This window comes from Flavobacterium sp. FPG59, from assembly GCF_002150205.1.
Classification (GTDB): domain Bacteria; phylum Bacteroidota; class Bacteroidia; order Flavobacteriales; family Flavobacteriaceae; genus Flavobacterium.
In genome coordinates this window covers 1-22,993 of the sequence record NZ_MTCA01000037.1, presented here as the reverse complement: position 1 = coordinate 22,993, position 22,993 = coordinate 1, and the positions used below count along the sequence as shown (strand labels likewise).

The 22,993-nt window shown below is 35.7% G+C and carries 26 protein-coding genes and 1 riboswitch; of the genes, 17 read left to right on the top strand and 9 right to left on the bottom strand.

All coding sequences use genetic code 11. The features are described 5' to 3' along the window. Nucleotides 1-25 precede the first annotated feature (25 nt). A complete protein-coding gene (locus tag FPG59_RS05720) occupies nucleotides 26-1,051 on the bottom strand; it encodes a LacI family DNA-binding transcriptional regulator (protein ID WP_086453664.1) in 1,026 nt (341 codons plus the stop codon). A 320-nt stretch (nucleotides 1,052-1,371) separates the two neighbouring features. Between FPG59_RS05720 and rplM the strand changes: the two genes are divergently transcribed. The 14 genes from rplM (at nucleotide 1,372) to FPG59_RS05650 (ending at nucleotide 13,084) form a co-directional block, all read left to right on the top strand. Further along, nucleotides 1,372-1,827, top strand: coding sequence for a 50S ribosomal protein L13 (gene rplM / locus FPG59_RS05715; protein ID WP_086453663.1), 456 nt, complete (start codon nucleotides 1,372-1,374; stop codon nucleotides 1,825-1,827). Beyond that, on the top strand, nucleotides 1,827-2,213 hold the full coding sequence (rpsI, locus tag FPG59_RS05710; protein WP_086453662.1) for a 30S ribosomal protein S9: 387 nt from the start codon (nucleotides 1,827-1,829) through the stop codon (nucleotides 2,211-2,213). The genes rplM and rpsI overlap by 1 nt, the downstream gene beginning before the upstream one ends. Nucleotides 2,214-2,450: 237 nt before the next feature. Beyond that, entirely contained in the window at nucleotides 2,451-3,230 is a 780-nt protein-coding gene (gene rpsB, locus FPG59_RS05705; protein WP_086453661.1) for a 30S ribosomal protein S2, read from the top strand. 125 nt (nucleotides 3,231-3,355) lie between these two features. Then, nucleotides 3,356-4,318, top strand: a complete 963-nt coding sequence (gene tsf / locus FPG59_RS05700; protein ID WP_086453660.1) for a translation elongation factor Ts — start codon at nucleotides 3,356-3,358, stop codon at nucleotides 4,316-4,318. A gap of 148 nt (nucleotides 4,319-4,466) precedes the next feature. Beyond that, nucleotides 4,467-5,120: a queuosine precursor transporter gene (locus FPG59_RS05695; RefSeq protein ID WP_086453659.1), complete on the top strand. Its 654-nt coding sequence runs from the start codon at nucleotides 4,467-4,469 to the stop codon at nucleotides 5,118-5,120. After that, a complete protein-coding gene (locus FPG59_RS05690; RefSeq protein ID WP_086453658.1) occupies nucleotides 5,117-5,686 on the top strand; it encodes a DNA-3-methyladenine glycosylase I in 570 nt (189 codons plus the stop codon). Before FPG59_RS05695 ends, FPG59_RS05690 begins: the two co-directional genes overlap by 4 nt. A 44-nt stretch (nucleotides 5,687-5,730) precedes the next feature. After that, nucleotides 5,731-5,826, top strand: a riboswitch (TPP riboswitch). 66 nt (nucleotides 5,827-5,892) lie between these two features. Further along, nucleotides 5,893-6,099 carry a sulfur carrier protein ThiS gene (gene thiS / locus FPG59_RS05685; protein WP_086453657.1) on the top strand — a complete coding sequence of 69 codons (207 nt, stop codon included), beginning with the start codon at nucleotides 5,893-5,895 and terminating at the stop codon, nucleotides 6,097-6,099. 319 nt (nucleotides 6,100-6,418) lie between these two features. After that, the gene (gene thiC, locus FPG59_RS05680) at nucleotides 6,419-8,263 is read left to right on the top strand and encodes a phosphomethylpyrimidine synthase ThiC (RefSeq protein WP_086453656.1); all 1,845 of its coding nucleotides are present in this window, start codon (nucleotides 6,419-6,421) and stop codon (nucleotides 8,261-8,263) included. Between the two features lie 98 nt (nucleotides 8,264-8,361). Next, the gene (locus tag FPG59_RS05675; protein WP_086453655.1) at nucleotides 8,362-8,952 is read left to right on the top strand and encodes a thiamine phosphate synthase; all 591 of its coding nucleotides are present in this window, start codon (nucleotides 8,362-8,364) and stop codon (nucleotides 8,950-8,952) included. Beyond that, entirely contained in the window at nucleotides 8,934-9,686 is a 753-nt protein-coding gene (locus tag FPG59_RS05670) for a hydroxymethylpyrimidine/phosphomethylpyrimidine kinase (RefSeq protein ID WP_086453654.1), read from the top strand. Before FPG59_RS05675 ends, FPG59_RS05670 begins: the two co-directional genes overlap by 19 nt. Continuing rightward, nucleotides 9,676-10,308 carry a thiamine phosphate synthase gene (locus tag FPG59_RS05665; protein ID WP_086453653.1) on the top strand — a complete coding sequence of 211 codons (633 nt, stop codon included), beginning with the start codon at nucleotides 9,676-9,678 and terminating at the stop codon, nucleotides 10,306-10,308. The genes FPG59_RS05670 and FPG59_RS05665 overlap by 11 nt, the downstream gene beginning before the upstream one ends. Then, nucleotides 10,295-11,065: a thiazole synthase gene (locus tag FPG59_RS05660; RefSeq protein WP_086453652.1), complete on the top strand. Its 771-nt coding sequence runs from the start codon at nucleotides 10,295-10,297 to the stop codon at nucleotides 11,063-11,065. Before FPG59_RS05665 ends, FPG59_RS05660 begins: the two co-directional genes overlap by 14 nt. A gap of 98 nt (nucleotides 11,066-11,163) precedes the next feature. Then, nucleotides 11,164-12,285, top strand: coding sequence for a 2-iminoacetate synthase ThiH (gene thiH, locus FPG59_RS05655; protein ID WP_086453651.1), 1,122 nt, complete (start codon nucleotides 11,164-11,166; stop codon nucleotides 12,283-12,285). An 88-nt stretch (nucleotides 12,286-12,373) separates the two neighbouring features. Beyond that, nucleotides 12,374-13,084 (top strand): HesA/MoeB/ThiF family protein, encoded by a 711-nt coding sequence (locus tag FPG59_RS05650; RefSeq protein ID WP_086453650.1) that lies wholly within the window; start codon nucleotides 12,374-12,376, stop codon nucleotides 13,082-13,084. Nucleotides 13,085-13,270: 186 nt separating this feature from the next. Here the strand turns inward: FPG59_RS05650 and aat are convergent, their stop codons facing one another. The 3 genes from aat to FPG59_RS05635 all read right to left on the bottom strand — a co-directional run bounded on the left by aat (nucleotide 13,271) and on the right by FPG59_RS05635 (nucleotide 15,306). Continuing rightward, complete coding sequence (gene aat / locus FPG59_RS05645) at nucleotides 13,271-13,909, bottom strand: leucyl/phenylalanyl-tRNA--protein transferase (protein ID WP_086453649.1); 639 nt, start codon at nucleotides 13,907-13,909, stop codon at nucleotides 13,271-13,273. Nucleotides 13,910-14,019: 110 nt separating this feature from the next. Then, nucleotides 14,020-14,400, bottom strand: coding sequence for a DUF3127 domain-containing protein (locus FPG59_RS05640; RefSeq protein ID WP_086453648.1), 381 nt, complete (start codon nucleotides 14,398-14,400; stop codon nucleotides 14,020-14,022). A 24-nt stretch (nucleotides 14,401-14,424) separates the two neighbouring features. Then, nucleotides 14,425-15,306, bottom strand: a complete 882-nt coding sequence (locus FPG59_RS05635) for a flavin reductase family protein (RefSeq protein ID WP_086453647.1) — start codon at nucleotides 15,304-15,306, stop codon at nucleotides 14,425-14,427. 273 nt (nucleotides 15,307-15,579) lie between these two features. Here FPG59_RS05635 and FPG59_RS05630 point away from each other — a divergent pair, with 273 nt between their 5' ends. Together FPG59_RS05630 and FPG59_RS05625 are read left to right on the top strand one after the other, a co-directional pair. Further along, entirely contained in the window at nucleotides 15,580-16,392 is an 813-nt protein-coding gene (locus FPG59_RS05630; RefSeq protein ID WP_086453646.1) for a CPBP family intramembrane glutamic endopeptidase, read from the top strand. A gap of 123 nt (nucleotides 16,393-16,515) precedes the next feature. Beyond that, nucleotides 16,516-17,805, top strand: coding sequence for a HAMP domain-containing sensor histidine kinase (locus FPG59_RS05625; RefSeq protein WP_086453645.1), 1,290 nt, complete (start codon nucleotides 16,516-16,518; stop codon nucleotides 17,803-17,805). Here FPG59_RS05625 and FPG59_RS05620 read toward each other — a convergent pair. Together FPG59_RS05620 and greA are read right to left on the bottom strand one after the other, a co-directional pair. Further along, nucleotides 17,736-18,125, bottom strand: a complete 390-nt coding sequence (locus FPG59_RS05620; protein ID WP_086453644.1) for an HIT family protein — start codon at nucleotides 18,123-18,125, stop codon at nucleotides 17,736-17,738. The genes FPG59_RS05625 and FPG59_RS05620 overlap by 70 nt on opposite strands. Before the next feature lie 42 nt (nucleotides 18,126-18,167). Next, the gene (gene greA / locus FPG59_RS05615) at nucleotides 18,168-18,644 is read right to left on the bottom strand and encodes a transcription elongation factor GreA (RefSeq protein ID WP_086453643.1); all 477 of its coding nucleotides are present in this window, start codon (nucleotides 18,642-18,644) and stop codon (nucleotides 18,168-18,170) included. A gap of 161 nt (nucleotides 18,645-18,805) precedes the next feature. Between greA and FPG59_RS05610 the strand changes: the two genes are divergently transcribed. Beyond that, the gene (locus tag FPG59_RS05610) at nucleotides 18,806-19,228 is read left to right on the top strand and encodes a hypothetical protein (protein ID WP_086453642.1); all 423 of its coding nucleotides are present in this window, start codon (nucleotides 18,806-18,808) and stop codon (nucleotides 19,226-19,228) included. 1 nt (nucleotide 19,229) lies between these two features. On the opposite strand, the gene FPG59_RS05605 is transcribed toward FPG59_RS05610, so the two are convergent. The 3 genes from FPG59_RS05605 to FPG59_RS05595 form a co-directional block, all read right to left on the bottom strand. Beyond that, on the bottom strand, nucleotides 19,230-21,899 hold the full coding sequence (locus FPG59_RS05605) for a TonB-dependent receptor (protein ID WP_086453641.1): 2,670 nt from the start codon (nucleotides 21,897-21,899) through the stop codon (nucleotides 19,230-19,232). Nucleotides 21,900-21,939: 40 nt separating this feature from the next. Continuing rightward, complete coding sequence (locus tag FPG59_RS05600) at nucleotides 21,940-22,635, bottom strand: GLPGLI family protein (protein ID WP_086453640.1); 696 nt, start codon at nucleotides 22,633-22,635, stop codon at nucleotides 21,940-21,942. Nucleotides 22,636-22,699: 64 nt separating this feature from the next. Next, on the bottom strand, nucleotides 22,700-22,954 hold the full coding sequence (locus tag FPG59_RS05595; protein WP_086453639.1) for a hypothetical protein: 255 nt from the start codon (nucleotides 22,952-22,954) through the stop codon (nucleotides 22,700-22,702). Nucleotides 22,955-22,993 lie beyond the last annotated feature (39 nt).

Below are 22,993 nucleotides of genomic sequence, written 5' to 3'. Positions count from 1 at the left end.
CTATTAATTTAAGACTAAATTAATGTTACTGCACTTTTTTAGTCGACTCTCTTTCTTTTAATTTGGTTTTAATCACCTTTGTTACATAAGGAAGATGCTCCTCCTCTGATTCCAACCTCTTAATAAGCAACTTGGCCGCTACTTCACCTATTTCTATACCATGTTGACTAACTGTTGTCAAACTAGGTGACAATCTTCTTGACGCTAAAATTCCATCAGCAAAACCAATGATAGAAATGTCTTCGGGTACTTTGAATCCTTTTTTTAATGCAACTCTTAATGCTGCAACTGAATCATTCTCATCCAATGCAAAAATTCCATCTATTGGGTTTTCAAATATAGAATCCATTTTATTTTTAAGATCAAGTTCTGAGTCAGTTCTAATCATAATATCAGGATTAACAGCTATACCATTATTAGATAATGCTTTTAAATAGCCATCAGTTCTTAATTTACCCACACTCAAATTATCAATAGAAGAAAGTAAGGCAATATTTTTACAACCCAAGTTCAAAAGTTGCTGGGTCGCATGAAGTGCCGAATCAAAATCATCTACAATTACCTTATCACAGTCTACCCCATCTGCAATACGATCAAACATTACAATAGGAGTTCCATCATTAATAATAGTTGTGAAATGCTGATAATCTTGAGCTTTCTGAGCTTCCTCAGATACAGACACTATAAAACCATCAATAGTACCATTACTTAACATCTCTAAGGTATGTGCTTCTTTATCCAGAGACTCATTAGAAATGCACATGATTACATTATACCCTTTTTCATCAGCTATTTTCTCAATACCACTAAATACTTTTGCAAAAAAAGAATTAAGAATGTTAGGTATGATAACGCCTATAGTCTTTGTCTTTCTATTTTTAAGATTCAACCCAATAATATTTGGCTTGTAGTTTTTAAGCTTCGCATATTCCTTTATTTTAACCTTCGTTAGCTCACTAATTTCTGGACTATCGTTTAATGCCTTAGACACGGTAGAAACAGAAACGTTAAGTTCCTTCGCGATTTGTTTTAAAGTTGCTTTGGCTTTCATATTAAGAATTCAGTATAAAGTTAAAGTACAAGATAGTATAATTTCTAAAAAATTCAATCTATTGACAAAAATAACGCATTAAGTTCAAAAAAGTAATTGTAACAACAAAAAAAAATACACCAATACAGATCATTAAATAGAGGAATAAAATCAATTTAGAAAAGATGATTTAGAAAACGCAAAAAAAATAATAATATACATTTGATAATCAGTACAAAGCACATAACAAAATAATCTTTTAAGGTATTTGTATTTAAAATAATTAATTGTACTTTTGCAACCCCTTTATTGGGGATGGAATGTTTAATTAAAAAAATATTATGGACGCATTAAGCTACAAGACACAGTCAGCAAGCAAAGCCACAGTTACAAAAGAGTGGATTGTTGTAGATGCAGATGGTCACAACTTAGGACGTCTTGCTTCAAAAGTCGCAATGATTTTAAGAGGTAAGTACAAGCCAAGTTACACACCACATGTGGACTGCGGAGATAACGTAATTGTTATCAACTCAGAAAAAATTAACCTTACAGGTAACAAAATGGATGAAAAAACATACATCCGTCACACTGGTTACCCAGGAGGTCAAAGAACTTTAACTGCTAAAGTTTTGCAATCTAAAAACCCTGCATTATTAGTTGAAAAAGCTGTAAAAGGGATGTTACCTAAAAACAAATTAGGAGCAGAGCTTTTTAGAAATTTAAATGTTGTTGTAGGATCAGAGCACAAACAAGGAGCTCAAAAACCTAGAACAGTTAACCTTAACGATCTTAAGTAATGGGAGTTATTCACAAAATCGGTAGAAGAAAAACCGCTGTTGCACGTGTATACGTTTCAGAAGGAACAGGAGTAATCACGGTAAACAAAAAAGCATTTGAAACTTACTTCCCAACTGCAACTTTACAGTACAAAGTTTTACAACCAATGTCTATGACAGAAAATGTAAGCAACTTTGACGTAAAAGTTAATGTTTACGGAGGTGGTTCAACAGGACAAGCAGAAGCTGTAAGAATGGCATTAGCACGTGCAATGTGCGAAGTTGATGCTGAAAACAGAGGAATCCTTAAACCACAAGGTTTATTAACAAGAGATCCAAGAATGGTTGAACGTAAGAAATTCGGTCAGAAGAAAGCTCGTAAGAGATTCCAATTCTCTAAGCGTTAATATTCAATCTGGTTATTTTTCAGATTATCAAGTTCAAACGCTGGTATTGTTATCAGCTTAAACTGAAATATGTTAAAATAAATTTAGCATAAAAATTTAAAAACACAGTTGTTGTTGCTCTCCTACCGAGGTAGGAAATAGTTTAGCATCTAAATAAGCCGAAAGTCTTAAAGGCACATGCCTAAAGTCGTATCAAAGAAGCTTATTGCTAATCAACAGAACGTAAACTAGAACAAAATGGCAAACAAAATAGAAGTTAAAGACTTACTAGAAGCAGGTGTACACTTTGGACACATGACTAGAAAATGGGACCCAAACATGGCTCCTTACATCTATATGGAACGTAATGGTATTCACATTATCAATCTATATAAAACTGCAGCAAAAATTGAAGAAGCTAACGAAGCTTTGAAAAAAATCGCTGCATCAGGTAGAAAAATATTATTTGTTGCTACCAAAAAACAAGCAAAAGACATCGTTGCTGATAAAGCAAAAGCTGCAAACATGCCTTACATCACTGAAAGATGGCCTGGTGGAATGCTAACTAACTTTGTAACTATCCGTAAAGCTGTTAAAAAAATGGCTACTATTGATAAAATGAAGAAAGATGGTACTTTCATGACTTTATCTAAAAAAGAGCGTTTGCAAGTTGATCGTCTTCGTGCTAAATTAGAGAAAAACTTAGGTTCAATCGCTGACATGTCTAGACTACCGGCTGCATTGTTCGTAGTAGATATCAAAGCAGAACACATCGCTATAAAAGAAGCACAAAAATTAAACATTCCAGTTTTCGCAATGGTTGATACTAACTCTGATCCACGTGAAGTAGAGTATGTTATTCCTGCAAATGATGATGCTTCTAAATCAATTGACAAAATTTTAACTTTAGTTACATCTGCAATTATCGAAGGACTTTCTGATAGAGGTACTGAAAAAGAAACTGAAGCTACTGCTGAAGTTGCTGCCCCAGCTACTGAAACTGCAGAAGCTCCAGCTGCAACTGCAACTGAAGAATAAATCAAATTTTGAATTCCAAATTTTGAATTCCAAATTCCAAAATCAGAAAATAACTATCTGATAACATTGGAATTTGGGATTTAAAGATTGGAATTTTTACTTTTAACATTAAAATTCAAAATATTATGGCAACAATTACTGCTGCAGACGTAAACAAATTAAGACAAACTACAGGTGCCGGAATGATGGACTGTAAAAAAGCTTTAGTTGAAGCTGATGGAGATTTCGATAAAGCAATCCAAAACCTTAGAGAAAAAGGACAAAAAGTTGCTGCTAACCGTTCTGATCGTGAGTCTTCTGAAGGAGCTGCTGTTTCTTTTATCAATGCTGACAAAACTAAAGGAGCTATCATCACTTTAAACTGCGAAACAGATTTCGTAGGTAAAAATGAATCTTTCGTAACTTTAGCTAAAGAATTAGTTGAAAAAGCAATTAATTTTTCTTCTAAAGAAGAATTTTTAGCATCAGATTTCAACGGAATGACTGTTGCTGAAAAATTAATTGAGCAAACTGGTGTTATCGGTGAAAAAATCGAAATCGGTGGTTTTGAAATTTTAGAAGGTGCTTTCGTTGGATCTTATGTTCACGTTAACAAAATTGCTGCATTAACTGCTATTTCTGCTGCTGTACCAAATGCAGAAGTTTTGACTAAAGACGTCTCTATGCAAGTAGCATCAATGGGAGCTGATACATTATCTTACAAAGATTTTGATCCTGCTTTTGTTGAGTCTGAATTAGCTGCTCGTATTGCGATCATTGAAAAAGAAAATGAAGAAGCAAAACGTTTAGGAAAAACTTTAAAAAATGTTCCTAAATACATTTCTTTCTCTCAATTAACTGAAGAAGTTATCAAACAAGCTGAAGAAGATGCTAAAGCTGAATTAAAAGCTGAAGGTAAACCAGAACAAATTTGGGACAAAATTATTCCTGGTAAAGTACAACGTTTTATCTCTGACAACACTACTTTAGACCAAGAAAAAGCTTTACTTGATCAAAACTTCATCAAAGATGACAGTAAAAAAGTAGGTGATTATGTTAAAGGTTTCAATGTTGAAATTACAGGTTTCAAAAGAGCTTCTTTAGGATAGCCACTATTTGATTTCAAATAATTGCTATTTGATTTCATTTTTTTAATACAAAGCCCCATTTCAATTCTGTTGGAATGGGGCTTTTTCTTTGAAATAGCACATCTCTAAAATTCCATTTATTTTATTAAATTTGATGAAAGTTTATTCTATGTTCAAAACCAAAAAAGAACTTGTCTTTATAATCCTTGCCGGGATATTTATCACTAATGCCGTTACTGCTGAATTGATTGGTGGAAAACTGGTACAAATAGGTCCGTTTGTAATGAGCATCGGTATTTTGCCTTGGCCTATTGTGTTTTTGACTACAGATTTAATTAACGATTATTTTGGCGAAAAAGGAGTAAAAAAATTATCCTTGATCACTGCTGGATTAATTGCCTACTCGTTTATTATTCTACTGTTAGCCATAACAATCCCTGCTGCAAAAGGAATAAGTCCTGTGAGTGACGCACAGTTTACTGCTGTTTTTGGCCAAAGCATGTGGATTATTGTGGGCAGTATCATTGCTTTTCTTATATCACAATTAATAGACGTTACTGTTTTTTGGTTTTTTAAAAACCGAACTGGAAACAAAAAAATATGGCTTAGAGCTACGGGTTCTACCATCATTTCACAACTGTTTGATTCCTTTATTGTATTGGGAATTGCATTTTGGTTGCCCGGCAAAATTAACTTTGAAACCTTCCTAACCTCAGCCTTAACTGGCTATACTTTTAAGCTAGGCACAGCCATACTCTTAACTCCCTTAATTTACCTAGGTCACTACACTATTAAAAAATATTTAGCCACCGAAAAAGAATGATTATAACTGATAAAATACGTTGCGGCTGGTGTCATTCCAGTGATTTATACATGAAATACCATGACGAAGAATGGGGCGTTCCCGTATATGATGACACTACTCTATTTGAATTTTTACTACTTGAAACCTTTCAAGCAGGCCTAAGTTGGATTACCATCTTGAACAAAAGAGAAAATTTCTACAATGCATTTGATGCTTTTGATTATAAAAAAATTGCGCAATATTCTGATGATAAAATTCAAGAATTATTACAAGATGCAGGTATCATTCGCAACAAACTCAAAGTCTATTCGGCTGTGACCAACGCTCAAAATTTCATTACAATCCAAGAAGAATTTGGCAGTTTTTCGCAATACATTTGGGCTTTTATAAATAACACACAGGTTAACAACTCGCCAAGAAACTTAAAAGAAGTTCCTGCTACTTCACCAATTTCTGATGCAATTAGTAAGGATTTAAAAAAACGGGGTTTTAAATTTGTGGGTTCCACCGTTATGTATGCCTTCATGCAGGCCACAGGCATGGTCAATGATCATGTAGAAAATTGTTGGAAACGAAATTCATAATTTATAATTTATAATTTATAATTCATAATTTTCATTACATTTGCTTCACACTTTAGGGGTGTCTACCACGGTAGGCTGAGATTTTACCCTCTGAACCTGATCTAGTTCATACTAGCGTAGGGAAAAGTAAGATGACTTCATTGTACCATATTTGGGTACCGTCGTAGCCATTCCTAAAGTATACCTATATACTAAACTCAACAGGAATGGAACTAAAAATCAACAACCAAACAAAACATTTTGCCGCCAAGAGCCTAACGGTTCAAGCACTTCTTGACTTAGAAATTCCCGTAAAACAAAACGGAATTGCTGTGGCCATAAACAATACCGTCATTCCAAAATCTACTTGGAACATCCACCCCATACAAGAAACCGACACCATTCTTATCATCTCCGCAACTCAAGGCGGATGAGGCGGCTGCTCGAGCACAATCTAATTAAGTTAATAGGAAAAAGAAAAAACAGCACGCAGATTCAATAGATTTAAACCGATTTTTCTGCGTAAATCCGCGAAATCTGCGTGACAAAAAAGCAATTATTTAACTTAATGACCTTGTGCTCGAGCGGGCTATCCATTACAAGTCCGCAGTGACCATCCTATAAAACACAGTCGCCATTAAAGCTTCCTTACGGTCGCTTCACTGTCTCCTTGTTTTATTAGTCTGTTCACTTTACGGGCTTTCCATTACTATCCCTAGCAGAAAAAAAATACTAAACACAATCCTATTACTTATGAATACCGAAGAAAAAATATCTAGAACCCCGTTTCCAAATTCCAAAAAAGTATACATCGATGGTGAAATCCACCCGATTAAAGTAGCGATGCGTGAAATTTCGCTCGCAGATACTAAAATGTCAAATGGCAGAATAGAAAAAAACCCAGCAGTAACCGTTTACGACACTTCAGGCCCTTTTACAGATCCTAATTTTGAAATTGATATACGCAAAGGATTGCCGCGCATCCGCGAACAATGGATTCTGGACCGTAATGATGTAGAAGAACTAACCGAAATCTCCTCCGAATACGGAAAATCACGTTTGAATGATGAAAAGTTAGATCACTTGCGTTTTGAATATTTACACAAACCCATGCGCGCCAAAAAAGGTGCCAATGTGACCCAATTATATTACGCCAAACAAGGCATTATCACTCCCGAAATGGAATACATCGCCATTCGTGAAAACCAAAAATATGAGCAAATTGAATCTCAAACAAAAGCAATGCAATGCCAACATAAAGGAGATAGCTGGGGCGCAAACACTCCCTCTCCTTCGGGGAGGGCTGGGGTGGGGCCAATTACAGCCGAATTTGTTCGTAGCGAAGTAGCCAGAGGGCGTGCTATTATCCCCAACAACATCAACCATCCCGAAAGCGAACCAATGATTGTAGGACGCAATTTTTTAGTAAAAATTAATGCCAATATTGGGAATAGCGCAGTCACTTCAAGCATCGAAGAAGAAGTAGAAAAAGCGGTTTGGGCTTGTCGCTGGGGTGCTGATACCATTATGGATTTATCTACAGGAAAAAACATTCACGAAACCAGAGAATGGATTATTCGTAATTCCCCTGTTCCCATCGGTACGGTACCAATTTATCAAGCCTTAGAAAAAGTAAATGGAATCGCAGAAGATTTAACCTGGGAAATTTTTCGTGATACCTTAATCGAACAAGCGGAACAAGGCGTTTCTTATTTCACCATTCACGCTGGGGTTTTACTACGCTACATTCATTTAACCGCTAATCGCGTTACCGGAATTGTTTCTCGCGGTGGTTCTATTATGGCCAAATGGTGTTTGTTCCACCATAAAGAAAACTTTTTGTACACGCATTTCGAAGAGATTTGCGAAATTATGAAACAATACGACGTTGCCTTTTCATTAGGTGACGGACTTCGCCCAGGTTCTATCGCCGATGCCAACGATGCCGCACAATTCGCCGAATTAGAGACGCTGGGTGAACTAACAAAAATCGCTTGGAAACACGACGTTCAAGTATTTATTGAAGGTCCAGGTCACGTACCTATGCATATGATTAAAGAAAATATGGATAAACAATTGGAACATTGTGATGAAGCTCCGTTCTACACTTTGGGTCCATTAACCACTGACATTGCTCCCGGTTACGACCACATTACTTCTGCCATTGGAGCCGCTATGATTGGCTGGTACGGATGCGCTATGTTGTGTTATGTTACCCCAAAAGAACACCTTGGTTTACCCAACAAAAAAGACGTAAAAGACGGTGTGATTACATATAAAATTGCTGCTCACGCTGCGGATTTGGCCAAAGGTCACCCAGGAGCACAATACCGAGACAATGCTTTAAGCAAAGCTCGTTTCGAATTCCGCTGGGAAGACCAATTCAACTTGTCATTAGATCCAGATACTGCTCGTGAATTTCACGATGAAACCTTGCCTGCAGACGGTGCAAAAGTGGCTCATTTCTGCTCAATGTGTGGACCAAAATTCTGCTCCATGAAAATTTCTCAAGAAATTCGTGACGTAGCCGAAGCCGAGAAAGGAATGGCAGCAAAATCAGAAGAGTTTATTGAACAGGGAAAAGAAATTTATATTTAAGACGAGAGAATAGACAAAAGAATATAGAGAATAGACCTAAATCACAGTCTATTTTCTATGTTATATACTCTTTTTTCCTTTTCAGAATCTAATCAAAAATGATAGTCATTTCCAATCCAACTGCAATAGCAAACGAAATCAACACCATACACGCTCTCTTTGAGCATGGATTGGAGTTACTTCATGTCAGAAAACCTGATTTTTCAGCAACAGAAATGAAAACATTTGTATCAAAAATAAAAACAACTTTCAGACACCGATTGGTTTTGCATAGTCATCATCAATTAGCGCTAGAATTTGGAATTGATCGCATTCATTTTACAGAAAAAAACAGAGTCGCAACATCCGAAGAGCATTTAAAAAAGTGGAAAGAAAAAAAATTCAGCCTCTCCACCTCTATTCATCAAATGTCCGATTTTGAAGAGCTGTCAAGTGTTTTTGATTACGCTTTTTTTGGCCCTGTTTTCGAAAGTATTTCAAAATCTAATTATGTTTCGAATCTGGATTTCAAAAAAGAATTAAAACAAAGAAAGAATAACAACACCGCATTGATTGCTCTGGGAGGAATTACATCCGAAAATATCAAAACTGCATTAGCATTTGGTTTTGATGATGTAGCTCTTTTAGGCAGTATTTGGAACAACAACCATTCAATAGAAAATTTTAAACTATGTCACGACCTTTTGTAGTAAGCATTGCAGGCTTCGATCCTTCAGCAGGCGCGGGAGTTTTGGCAGATGTAAAGACGTTCGAACAACATCAAGTGTATGGCTTTGCTATTAGTACTGCAAATACTATTCAAACCGAAAATGAATTTGTAGCCATACAATGGACAGATTTGGATTTTGTTCTGCAATCTGTTCAAACAATATTTAATACTTACGATATAAAAGCCGTGAAAATTGGTATTGTTCCTTCTTTGGCATTTTTAAAAGCAGTTGTTTGTTTGATAAAAAAACTTTCGCCACAAACAAAAATAGTTTGGGACACTGTTTTAAAATCAACTACCAATTTCGACTTTCTGATAATTGAAAATCAAAACGATTTAGTTGATGTTTTAAATGAATTAGAACTGATAACTCCTAATTATGATGAAATTTTAAAATTAGACTTAAAAGAAAACTCAATTGATATTATTACCGAGTACATATCCAAAAACTGTGCTGTTTTATTAAAAGGAGGACATCATCCCACGGAAATTGGTACCGATTATTTACATACATCAAATCAATTTTTTAAACTAGAGTCTAAAAACGCAAAAATACATCCCAAACACGGTTCGGGTTGTGTCCTATCGGCTGCTATAACCGCTAATCTAGCCTTAGGACAAGAGCTTTTAACTGCCTGTAAAAATGCTAAAAGTTATACTGAAAATTTTTTAATGTCAAATCCAACTCAATTAGGATATCATTATGTACCATAAATTACAATATATTACTCAAGGAAACACCGTCGAAGAACAATTGTCCAATATTCGCAAAGCGCTTGACAACGGTTGTGAGTGGATTCAGTTGCGTTTCAAAAATGCTTCCACCTCCGAACTTTTTGATGTTGCAGAAACTGCAAAAATTTTGTGCGATGTTTTTTCTGCGTATTTAATCATCAATGACAATTTGCACCTAGCACAGCAATTAGATGCGGATGGAGTTCATGTAGGTTTAACCGATATGAATGTAGCAGCAGCGAGAACTATTTTAGGTCGTGAAAAAATTATCGGAGCAACTGCGAATACTTTTGAAGATATTCAAAATCATATTGAAAACGGCTGTAATTACATTGGTTTAGGGCCATTCCAATTTACAGCAACAAAAGAAAAATTAAGTCCCATTTTAGGGGTAGAAGGCTACCACAGCATTATCGAAAAGATGAAAGCTAAAGAAATACAAATTCCCATTTATGCCATTGGAGGAATCCAACTTACAAACGTTGAAAGCATAATGGAAACTGGCGTTCACGGGATTGCTGTTTCGGGTTTAATTACCCAAAGCGAAAATCCATCCGAATTAATCACGCAACTAAACGAAAAACTATATGTTACCATTTAAAATAGGAGATAAAACCTTTGAATCGCGCTTGTTTTTAGGAACAGGAAAATTCGGTTCCAATCAACAAATGGAAGAAGCGATTTTGGCATCTGGGAGCGAATTGGTTACCGTAGCCCTAAAACGTATCGATTTAGAAACCGAAACCGATGCTATTTTAGCTCATCTCAAACATCCACGCATTAATTTATTACCCAATACTTCGGGAGCAAGAAATGCGAAAGAAGCCATTTTTGCTGCGCAACTAGCAAGAGAAGCTTTGGAAACCAATTGGCTCAAACTAGAAATCCATCCAGATCCAAGGTACTTGTTACCCGACCCGATTGAAACCCTAAAAGCAACAGAAGAACTAGCTAAACTAGGTTTTATTGTTTTGCCATACATTCACGCCGATCCTGTTTTGTGCAAACGTTTGGAAGATGCCGGAACATCAGCGGTAATGCCTTTAGGATCTCCAATTGGTAGCAACAAAGGCTTGAAAACCATCGATTTTTTAGAAATTATTATCGAACAAAGTAAAGTCCCTGTCATCATCGACGCAGGAATTGGAGCGCCTTCTGATGCCGCAAAAGCAATGGAATTAGGCGCTGATGCTGTTTTGGTAAACACCGCTATTGCTGTTTCTGGAAATCCAAAACTGATGGCTGAAGCTTTCGCAGCAGCGGTAATTGCAGGACGAAAAGCATACGAAGCCCAATTGGCACAAAAGGTAAATCGTGCGGCGGCTTCGAGTCCTTTGACGGCATTTTTATATGAATAATAATTTAACCACAAAGTTTACAAAGCGAACGCAAAGCACACCATACTTTGTGTCTCTTGTGAAATAACTTTGTGCGCTTTGTGTTTAAAAAACAAATAATGACAAATTTCAAATCGGTTTTCGAACAATACAGTTGGGACAAAATTCAAGCTAAAATCTATCAAACAACTACCAAAGAAGTCGAACAAGCTTTAGCCAAAACTAAACGCAATCTCGATGATTTTCTAGCTTTGATTTCACCTGCCGCCCAAGCTTATTTGGAACAAATGGCTCAAATAAGTCACGAATTAACCAAAAAGCGTTTTGGCAAAACCATTCAAATGTATGCGCCTTTGTATTTGAGCAACGAATGCCAAAACATTTGTACCTATTGCGGTTTCAGTTTAGACAACAAAATCAAACGAAAAACCCTGACTGAAAGCGAGATAACACTAGAAGTTGAAGCCTTGAAAAAAGCAGGATTTGACCACGTTTTATTAGTAACTGGCGAAGCCAATTATACGGTAAACATCAATTATTTTCTAAAGTCTGTAGCTCAAATAAAAAATGATTTTTCGACTATTTCGGTAGAAGTGCAACCTTTATCCACAGAAGAATACGAACAATTGCACCAAGCTGGAGTGTATTCCGTTTTAGTTTATCAGGAAACCTATCATCGGGATGTTTACAAGCAATACCACACCAAAGGGAAAAAATCTAATTTCGATTTTCGTTTAGAAACGCCCGATCGAGTTGGAACTGCTGGAATTCATAAAATAGGTTTGGGTGTTTTGTTAGGATTAGAAGACTGGCGTACTGATAGTTTTTTCAATGCTTTACATTTGGATTATCTCCAAAAAACGTATTGGAAAACCAAATACACGGTTTCTTTTCCACGATTGCGTCCTGCGGAAGGAGTGATTCAACCCAACTTTATTATGGATGACAAAGATTTGACGCAATTGATTTGTGCTTATCGGTTATGGAATGAGGATTTAGAGATTTCTATATCGACTCGCGAGAATGAAAAATTCAGAAATAATATTATTCCGCTTGGTACAACAAGTATGAGTGCTGGTTCCAAAACCAATCCAGGTGGTTATGTAGTGGATCCGCAATCTTTGGAACAATTTGAGATTAGTGATGAGCGTTCAGCATCGGAAATTGCCGCTCTTATTTCTAGCCATGGATACGAACCCGTTTGGAAAGACTGGGATAGAACATTTAATCAAATTTCATAAAGTCGAATGTCATAAGTACACGACTTTACTTGATAGTTTATCTTTTGACTTTCCCCTTTAAGATTTTCAAACTTTAAGACACAATAAAATGAGTGTAATACAAGAATTTTTACGATACAACCGACAAACAATGTTGCCCGAAATAGGTGATTCAGGACAAGAAAAACTCAAGCAAGCAAGAGTTTTGATTATTGGTGCCGGCGGTTTGGGCTGTCCTATTTTACAATACATTTCGACCGCAGGAGTGGGAACTATCGGGATTGTTGATTTCGATAAAATAGAAATTCACAACTTGCACAGACAAATTTTATACACCGATGATCAAGTGGGCTTATCAAAAGCTTTGATTGCCAAAGAAAAATTAGAAACGTTGAATCCTTTGATTAAAGTAGCAGCTTTTGAAGCGAAACTAACTGTTGAAAACGCTGTTCAAATCATCCAAGATTTTGATGTGGTTGTGGATGGATCAGATAATTTTGCCACTCGTTATTTAGTGAATGATACTTGTGTAGCTTTGGGCAAACCTTTGATTTATGGAAGTATTTTAGGTTTTGAAGGTCAGTTAGCTGTTTTTAATCACCAAGGAAGTAAAAATCTCCGGGATTTATTTCCAGAGCCTCCCAATCCAAAAGACGTACCAAATTGCAGTTTGAATGGTGTGCTGGGCACTTTACCAGGGATGATAGGAACGATGATGGCACACGAAACCTTAAAATTAATTATAGGTTTACCAACTTTGAATAATGAATTGGTTTTGTATCAAACTTTAGATTGGAGTTTTACCAAGTTGCAATTTTAGTTGTGTTCAACAATCCATTAAGTACTGAAAAAACAGGCGTTTTGCCCCAGATGGAAGTGAAAAGCCCGGACTGAAAAGGCTATTTTTTCGAGACAGCAAAGAGCGACCGGCAGGAAGCTCCTTTGATGGCTTTAGAAAAAATAAGACTTTGAAGGAGGACTTGTAACAAACAGCTGGAAATAGGCCCTACTGCTGCTGCAAAATTCGCATAAACTCCTCGCGAGCAATTTCTCTGCAACCTAAACTTTCGAGATGTGGATTGTATACTTGGCAATCGAGCAGCTTATAATTTTCTTTTTTCAAGTGGTTTACCAAGGTAATAAATGCCACTTTGGAAGCATTCGAAACTAACGAAAACATGCTTTCGCCGCAGAAAACATGACCCAAATCAACGCCATACAAACCGCCGACTAAGATGTCATCTTGCCAAACTTCTACTGATTTTGCAATGCCTAATTCGTGTAATTTGCAATAGGCCTCAATCATGTCGTTAGTAATCCAAGTCCCAATTTGACCGTCGCGTTTTACTTTTTGACAATACGAGATAACATCTCTAAAATTTTGATTGAAGGTAACCGAAAATTCGTCTTTATTGAGAATGTTGCGCATGCTTTTGGAGATTTTTAACTCCTCTAAAAACAAAACCATTCTAGGATTTGGCGACCACCAAAGTATAGGATCTCCGGATTCAAACCACGGAAAAATGCCACTTTTGTAGGCTAACTGCAGGCGTTCTGGAGATAAATCACCACCTATAGCAAGAATGCCATCTCGATTGGCTTTATTCACTTCGGGAAAATCTAAAATATCAGAAAGGTAATGCATGATGACATAAATTATAAAGAAAACGGCAGGAATGCTCAAAAAAAATCCAAATTCCAATATGAAGAAAGCTTCAACTTGGAATTTGGATTTATATACTTTGGATTTTTATTTTAGAACGGTAAATCGTCTGCTTCCTCTTCGTTAAAACTAGTTGCTGGTGCAAATGTTTCTGCAGATGGCATAGGAGGCATTTGCTGAGCAGAAGGACTTTCCGCTTGTAATTTCCCTATTCTCCATCCTTGAATAGTGTTAAAATAAACCGTTTCACCTTGTGCATTTGTCCACTCTCTTCCTCTCAAGTTAATGTCAATTTTTACAGCTTCACCTACTTGAAAATTATTCAACAAATCACATTTATCTTGAACAAACTGAACCGAAATATGTTGCGGATATTGCTCATCAGTTGTTACTACAACATCTCTTTTTTTGAAACCTCCAGATCCAACTTCTTTAGTTTGATCGATCATTTTAATTTTTCCTGTTACTTCCATCTTCTCTATATTTATTGTTATGCTCTATTTTAAAGTATCGGCTAAAAGGACCTTCCATGCCGAGACTACATCATTATCGTTAAGGTATTTTTTTGCCGTAAGATGCACTTTTTCAGTATCATCTGAGCTCAAAACAGCTTTAACTGCAAAATTTTGCTGTACAAATATACTAACTTCTTCGGTTGTAGGCAAGGCTTCAACATTTCCTAAAATCCCCAAATCATTTCCGTTAAAAACCTTACTTTCTTTTATAAAATTTGGAATAGCATCTACACCAATTCCTAAGGTAGCTAGTGGTTTTGGCACTTCAAAAAGTCCTTGATTGGATCTAGAATACCAGTTGCCGCCCAAACGCGACACCAAGTCAATTTTATGTTGATCGATAGCGCCGTTACTGTCTAAAACAGCTTCGTCAATATGAATTTTTACTACTTCACACACGACTAAATTCCCTGCACCACCCTCTGATCCCAAAGCAATAATTTGATTGACTTTGCACTCAAATTGTACCGGAGATTCTTTTACTCGATACGGTTTTACAACCTCTGATGGTATTGGCGTCAAGCCTGATTTTACAAACTCATCCACACCATCTGCATATTCCGTGCTGGCCAATGATATTTGTTGCACAATGTCATAATTCACAACATTGATCACCACCTCTTTGGTTGCCTCAGCATTAATAAGCGTGTGTTTAATGGTATTGTCTCGAACACGGCGTGCTGGCGAAAAAATAAGAATAGGCGGATTGGCACTAAACACATTAAAAAAACTAAAAGGTGATACATTGGCATTGCCATCGGCATCCATTGTACTGGCAAATGCAATAGGTCTTGGACCTACTGAACCTTGTAAATAACCTTGTAATTGAGCTGTAGAAATACTTTTAGGATCAATAGTAATCATAGATTTTTTATTTAGTGCTGTAGCATACAAAAGTAGACAAATCAATTAAGTTTAGAAAGCCGTGTCCCCAAATTAGAATGAAATTAGATGAAGATTAATTTTGGTGAAATTTCTTAGTAAAAACTAAAATAGTAAAACATTTATTTCTTTATATTTATGCACACTAATTTAATGGGCTCCATTTCAAAATTTTATTTGAGATTTTGGAACAGAGTTTTCCACAACAAATATACTATCGTTAGTTACAGAATATAAAAAATAAAACAACAAAAAATGGCAGATATTAGTAATGAAGAAAGTTATCCCAATATTCGAGAAAGTTGGAGAGTGTTAGGAACAATAATATTATTTCAATTGTTATTTGGTATTATAGTAAAACCATTTGAAACAACTTTTGGAAAAGAACTCACCTCCTTAATTTCTTATGTTCTGACAATGGGGGTTACTTTTGTTATTATTCATCGTAAAAGGATAAATAGACAAGAGACGAGTAATTATGATTTTGGAATTGGTTCAATAAAGATTATTTTACTGCTTTGCGTTGCGACAGTTGCAATTGAAATAGGAATAATAGCTCCTATTATTAGCCAAATCCCAATGCCAGACTATATGCAAAAGATACTTCTCGGCGATGGAAGTAGCACGGGTGTGTATTCATTTATTACCATAGTTATTGCAGCTCCTATTCTTGAAGAATTGATATTTAGAGGAATTATTCTAAATGGACTTTTAAAAAGCTACTCTCCACTAAAGTCAATAATTATTTCAAGTTTACTTTTTGGTCTAGTTCATTTGAATCCTTGGCAGTTCATAGGGGCTTCTATAATTGGAATTTTATCAGGTTGGGTTTATTTTAAAACAAACAAATTAAATCTATCCATTATTATACACATGACTACTAATTTTCTAGCCTTTCTTGGCCAATATTTTAATTCAAGAGATGTGAATTTAACTAAATCAACAAGTGAGTACTCATTAACTGAATTATATGGAGGAACGACAAACCTAATCATAATATTAACTATAGCAATAACCATAGCTCTAAGTTCTATTTATCTACTTGACAAAGAATTTCGGAAAAAGTAAAAAATGGCAGTATATAACACTAAGATAAATTAAAGTAGTAATTTCTTTGATTAAAAATTCTTTGGTAAAAACTAAAATACAAGCGCATTTATTTCGTTATATTTAGCACTAAAATCCATTAGTATGCAGTTTTCCGAAAGAAGAGTTAACACCCGTTGGGTAATTATTTTCGCCTCCTTTTTTATCATCAGTTTAATTCTCTGGAATACCTATACTTTTTTTCAAATTTTCAAGAATGAAGAGCGCTTGAAAATGAATCTTTGGGCGCAGGCCCAAAAAACATTAATTAACGCCGATGAAAATACTGAGGTTGAATTGCCATTACAGATTTTTAGCAATAACACATCAATCCCAATTATGTTAACCGAAAATGACAGCATCATTAATACGGTTAATATTGACGAGGAAAATTTGTTAAAAAGCAAAAAGGCTATCACAATACTAAACACCTTAAAATCAGAAAACGATCCCATTGTTATAGAATATGTTCCTGGAAAATTTCAAAAACTATATTACGGCAACTCTTCCCTATTAAACAAATTAAAATATTACCCCCTTGCGCTGGTTTTAATTATTGTTCTTTTTGGTGGATTAGTTTACAATTACTACCGCAGCACAAAAATGGCGACGCAAAATAAATTATGGGCCGGAATGGCAAAGGAAACAGCACATCAAATAGGCACGCCACTCTCGTCATTGATTGGCTGGGTTGAAATTTTGAAAGCAGATGACGTAGACACCTCGATCACGCAAGAAATAGAAAAAGACATTGAACGCCTGCAAACGATAACCGACCGATTTTCAAAAATTGGTTCGGAACCTAAGCTAGAACGCACTGATATTGTTCACGAAACACAACAGGCGTATGATTATTTACAATCTCGGTTTTCAAAGCAAATTGACTTTACTTTCAGTGCTCCAAAACACCCGATTTGGGTACAGCTTAACCCTATTTTACACAGCTGGACGATAGAAAATTTAGTCAAAAATGCCATTGACGCCATGAAAGGAAAGGGAAAACTCAAACTGGCAATTGTTGCCGACGCTGACACGGTAAAAATTAATGTAACAGATACAGGTAGTGGTATTCAAAAAAAGCAGTTTCAAACTATTTTTGAACCAGGTTTTACCACCAAAAAACGCGGTTGGGGACTGGGACTATCGTTAACCAAAAGAATTGTAGAAGAATATCACAAAGGCACTATTAAAGTTTTACAGTCTGAAATTGGCAAAGGAACTACCATGCAAGTATTGCTAAAAATCAAACAAGACTCCATTTCTAATTCAAAAAAAAGGAATACGTTTTTGTCGTACTCCTTTTCTACTTTTTCGTGTTTCAGTTTTTATAAGTTGGCTGCAATTGCCGCTGCTAGTGTAGTAAATTCTTCGGTGGTGAGACTCACTTTATTTTGAAAACGCATTTCATCCATTTCGTTTAGCGGAATCAAATGTACGTGCGCATGAGGAACTTCGAGTCCTACAACTGCCATCCCGACGCGTTTACAAGGAACTGTTTTTTCGAGTGCAATTGCTATTTTTTTAGAGAACTGCATTAGCCCTAAATACAAATCGTCATCCATATCAAAAATCTTATTGATTTCTTGTTTTGGAATGCAAAGTGTGTGACCTTTTGCATTAGGGTTTACGTCTAAAAAAGCTATGAAATTTTCATCCTCTGCTATCTTGTAGCAAGGAATTTCTCCGTTGATTATTTTGGTAAAAATACTTGGCATACTTACAATTTTAGGTGTTGAACCTCAACTTTTATTTCAAAATTAGTCCCTAGTGATTTCAAGAATTTCAAACTTCAACACACCATTTGGCACCGTAATTTCTGCAACTTCCCCTACTGATTTTCCTAGTAAACCTTTCCCAATTGGTGAAGTAACGGATATTTTTCCTGTTTTCAAATCTGCCTCACTTTCTGCTACTAATGTGTATTTCATTTCCATTCCGTTGGTTTGGTTTTTGATTTTCACATTCGATAAAACTAGCACTTTAGAAAGGTCTAAATGGGACTCGTCAATTAATCTAGCGTTTGAGTGTACCTCTTCTAGTTTAGCAATACGCATCTCAAGCATACCTTGTGCTTCTTTGGCTGCATCATACTCAGCATTCTCAGATAAATCTCCTTTATCTCTAGCCTCTGCAATATCTGCTGATGCTTTAGGACGCATCACGCTCTTTAGATAATCTAATTCTTCTCTTAATTTCTTTAATCCTTCTGCGGTGTAATACGATACTGTACTCATAATTTCATTAATTATATAAATAGAAAAAATCCCATCAGGACGGGATTTCTTTCCACAAAGATACTACTATTTTTTTTCGTCTATAAATATATGTTAATCATATATAATTCAAAGTTAAATAAATTAAATTTGTTTCACTAATACTTTGACACTATTTTAAAATGAAAAAAATTCAGCTCTTATTTGCATTGATTCCCTTGATCTTTTCTTGCAGTGATTCTGGCGTTAACAATAACAATCCCTTTGTTCCTAACTATACTTTCACTATTGATCTAAACTTAAATTTGCCTACCTACTCTAATCTAAAATTCGTTAGTAATGCAGTTTATATTTCTGGATTAGGAGCAAAAGGAATTTATGTGTTTTGTACAGCACCTGGTAACTATAATGCTTTTGACGCAGCCTGTCCCAACCAAGCTTTGAACTCTTGTTCTAATATGACTCTAAAAGGAATCAATGTAGTTTGCGCTTGTGACAGTAAAGAATATAGTTTGTTTACTGGACAAGCTCAAGGCGGTGCTCAATATCCTTTGAAACAATATCGAGTTCAAGTTAATGGAGATATATTACGTGTGTATAACTAAATTATAATTTATAACTAACAGATAGCATAAAAACTCTTGGTAAGACAAAAGTAGTTCGCTGACTGATGAGATAATCCGAGAAGGAAAAATCATTTTTAACCTTGTTATCAAAAAGGTTGTTGGCTATTAACTCAAATCCAAAAGGGCTGTTCTTTTTTTGATAACGCAACGAAGTATTGGCGATGTCGTAAAAATTACTCTGCTTGTTGCTATTGGTGTTTTTCAGATTTTCGTAACTGCATTTGAACGTCCAAAATTTTGCAACAGTAATGTCAAAATCAGAGGTAATGGCATCGGTTTGAAACTGAGATTGGGTCAAGCCCGAAAACTGACTAAATCCTTTGTTGTATCCTATACTAAAACCCGGCCATTTTTTGTGTGCCGTACGAAGTACTAATCCCAACCTTTGATTGTTTCTATTGTTTAAGGTTTCGGTATTGTTTAGTGTTTGGAAATACGTAAACCAACTAAAATTAGTATTGAACCTCAAATTGAAACGGTATATTTTTTTGCTAAAAGAGCCATTAACATTGTAATTCGTCTCGGGATTATCGCTTAAAATTGGGGTATTAAACTGATTGATACCGTCTAATTGAATTTCGTTACTGATCGTTCTTACTTTTTGATTCCAACTCGCCATTGCGTTCCAAGTAATACCGCGGTACAAATTCGTTTTCGTGTAACGCAGGTTGGCGTTGTGGTAGCGCTCGTTTTGCAATAAGGCATTTCCTTTGTAAACCAAGTTATAATTTTGCAAGGTAAACTGCTCCGCTAGTTGCGTGGTTTGCGGAAAACTATTCTCTAGTTTGTAAACAAAATTTAAAGATTCCGACTTATTGAACTCGTAATCGCTGTTCCATTGTGGTTGCAAAAGTGTTTTAGTAAGTACTCGCTCTCCTGACTTTTGCTCTGTAGTTAAATGATACCAATGCGCGTACAAGCCGGGTTTATTGGTCCATTTTCCTATTCTGAACTTGTATTCTAAACCTACATAAGCATCATTCAATTGGTATTTTATCGAGTTTCCAAAACCAGCCAAAGCAAAATCATTGACATTCCTGTTAGTTAATAATTGCTGCTCTGTGGTTTCTAAACGGGAATTACCGTAATTATTCCCCACATTGGTGTACAAGTGATTGAAATTATTGATGATCCAGTAATGTTTAAAAAGCGCATCAACGCTATTGGTTTTTACTTTTTTTACTTGTTCAATGCGGTATTCGCTATCCTCTTGCAGCGGAATTAATCCTGCCAAAAAAGGCTGATCAGTAAACCAGTTGGTTCGTGGCGTGTTGTAATCGTATGCTTGATTGATTACTAAAGTGGTGGTGTGTTTTAGATTGTAACTTTTGTGCCACTCGATGTATTGTTTTATGGCGGTATTATCAGCTTTGTTGAGTGTTTCAAAAATACTCGCATTGACATTAGTAATCGAGTTGATGGTGTTTGAAATGGTATTATTACTCGACTGGTATTGTCCGTTGTAGTACCATTTTTCTTTTGCGCTAGGCGAATAATCGAGTTTGATGTTGCCAATTCCTAAAACAGCGCTATTTGTGCCTTCTTGCAGTCGGTTTTCAAAAGCAATGGCACTGTTTTGCAAATACTCATTTTTACTTTCGGTTTGCGATGCTGTCAACACTTTCGAAAAAATAGAAAAACCAGAAATAGACAGTTTTGATGAAGTATCGTGGCTAAAATTAAACGCGCCAAATTGGGACGTATTCTGAACCACATCTTGGTTGTCATTGGCAAAGGAATACAAATTCGTGAGTGATTTTCGACCCGATAAAAAGGTGCTCATGCCACCACCAAAACGCATTAAATCATCAAATGTAAAGGTGCGTTTACCAATGTTGTTTAAATCACCTATAAAACTTAGGTTCGTTTTAGGAGCGTAATAAAACAAAGCGGCGTGGCCAAGATAAAAACCATTATCGGCATTACCTACTTCGGCACCGGCTTCAACATCACCAAAAACAAATTTCTTTTTATCGGCTTTGAGTTTTACATTCATGGCCAGTTCATCACTATCCGACACCTGCTTCATAAAACCCACTTCGTTAAAGTGGTCAATGACTTCAATTTTATCGAGCGCATCAGCCGGAATGTTTTCAACCGCAAGTTTGGAGCCGCCACCAAAAAAAGATTTGCCTTCAACAAGCATTTTAGTAACTTTTTTACCTTGTACGGTAACGCCTCCGTTTTTATCGACTTCAACGCCGGGAAGTTTTTCAAGGACTTCTTTCATTTTACGTTCGTTGCCGTTGGCAAAACTTTTAACGTTAAACGTCATGGTATCCTTTTTAATTTCGATGGGCTTGAACTCGTGTTTGATTACAATTTCTTTGAGTTGTTCTCCGGTAGGTTTTAATTTAAAATCGTGTGTAGCAACAACAGCATCTGCCTCAAATATAAATACCTCCTCTACAAACCCTATGTACGAAACAGTAATTTCATACTTCACTGCTTTTTCCAGCTCTAAGCGGTAGCGTCCTTTATTATCAGCAATAGCAAATTTTAAGCTTGCTTTTTCTTGTAAGGGTTTTGCAATTACGTTTGCAGACTCTAATGGTTTGTTGTTCTCCTCAGCTACCACACCAGTAATGGAGCGGGATTGAGAGAAACTGAGGGTTGTAAAAAAAAGAAAATAAAAGAGTATTTTGTGCATTTAAATATTTAGAATGATATCGTTTCAATTAAGTATGGATTTAATTACTATTTTTTATCTCAATTAACTTGTATAATTCTTCTGATTGAATGAATTTATATTTTTTTAAAGTCTCAATTTCGATTGGAGTTTCTTTTAAATCGATTTTTTTTACACCATATACACCGTTTTTCGTTTGCAATTCTAAGATTAATCCTGGTAAACCTCCGTAACTTAAAGGCCCGTACGGAAAAGGAATTTCTGGACAATACCATGCGGTAATAGGATGGCGAAAAGTCTTTTCTTTGGTAACTACAATATCTTCAGTGGTAGCTTTGAAGCATTTGTAAGCTCCAATTAATTTTGACTCGTTTGTTAAAGTCCAATTTTTATTTAATGCTTTTTTAACAATGAAATCACCCAAATTTCTAGAGGAATATTCACTAAAAACACTGTCATTGGCAATTAACGAACTTCCGTTGAATCTAATTTTTACCATACCCATATCGGCAGCCTCATTATCAGAATACATTTTCTCGGCCATTTGAAAGTGCGCTCTTTCAGAATTAAACTTTAGTATAAATTCAAACTCCTTAGTTATGGAGTAGTAGTTGGCATTCATAGACAACATGAGCTTGTCTATTTGACTGTCCTTATCTTCAATAACGGTAACGCCATACGTAACAATGCCACCTTTTACTTGTGCAAAATTGGAAAAACCTATTAAGAGTAAGGAAATTAAAAAATATTTTTTCATTGTTTTCTTTTTAAATGAGGCACATTAACATAAAATTAATAAAGTGCCTCATATTAATCTGCCTTTATTGACTAATTGCCGCTTCTTGTGATAAAAGTTTTCTTGAAGCTATACAATTTCCATACGCAAGATCTGCAACCTTGTCTGCTGTTTCATGATTTGCGCCTTCTTTTCTTGCTAAATCATAAGCTAAATGACATACATCACTACAAGGGTCATTAACAAACTTAAGTTCTACTTCTGCAACCTCTCCCGTTTTCGCCATTGCAACTCCACTAAATGCTACCACTGCTAGAGCGGTAAATACTAATTTCTTCATTGTTAAAATTTTTAAATTTATTACTAGTTTTTTTGGTTA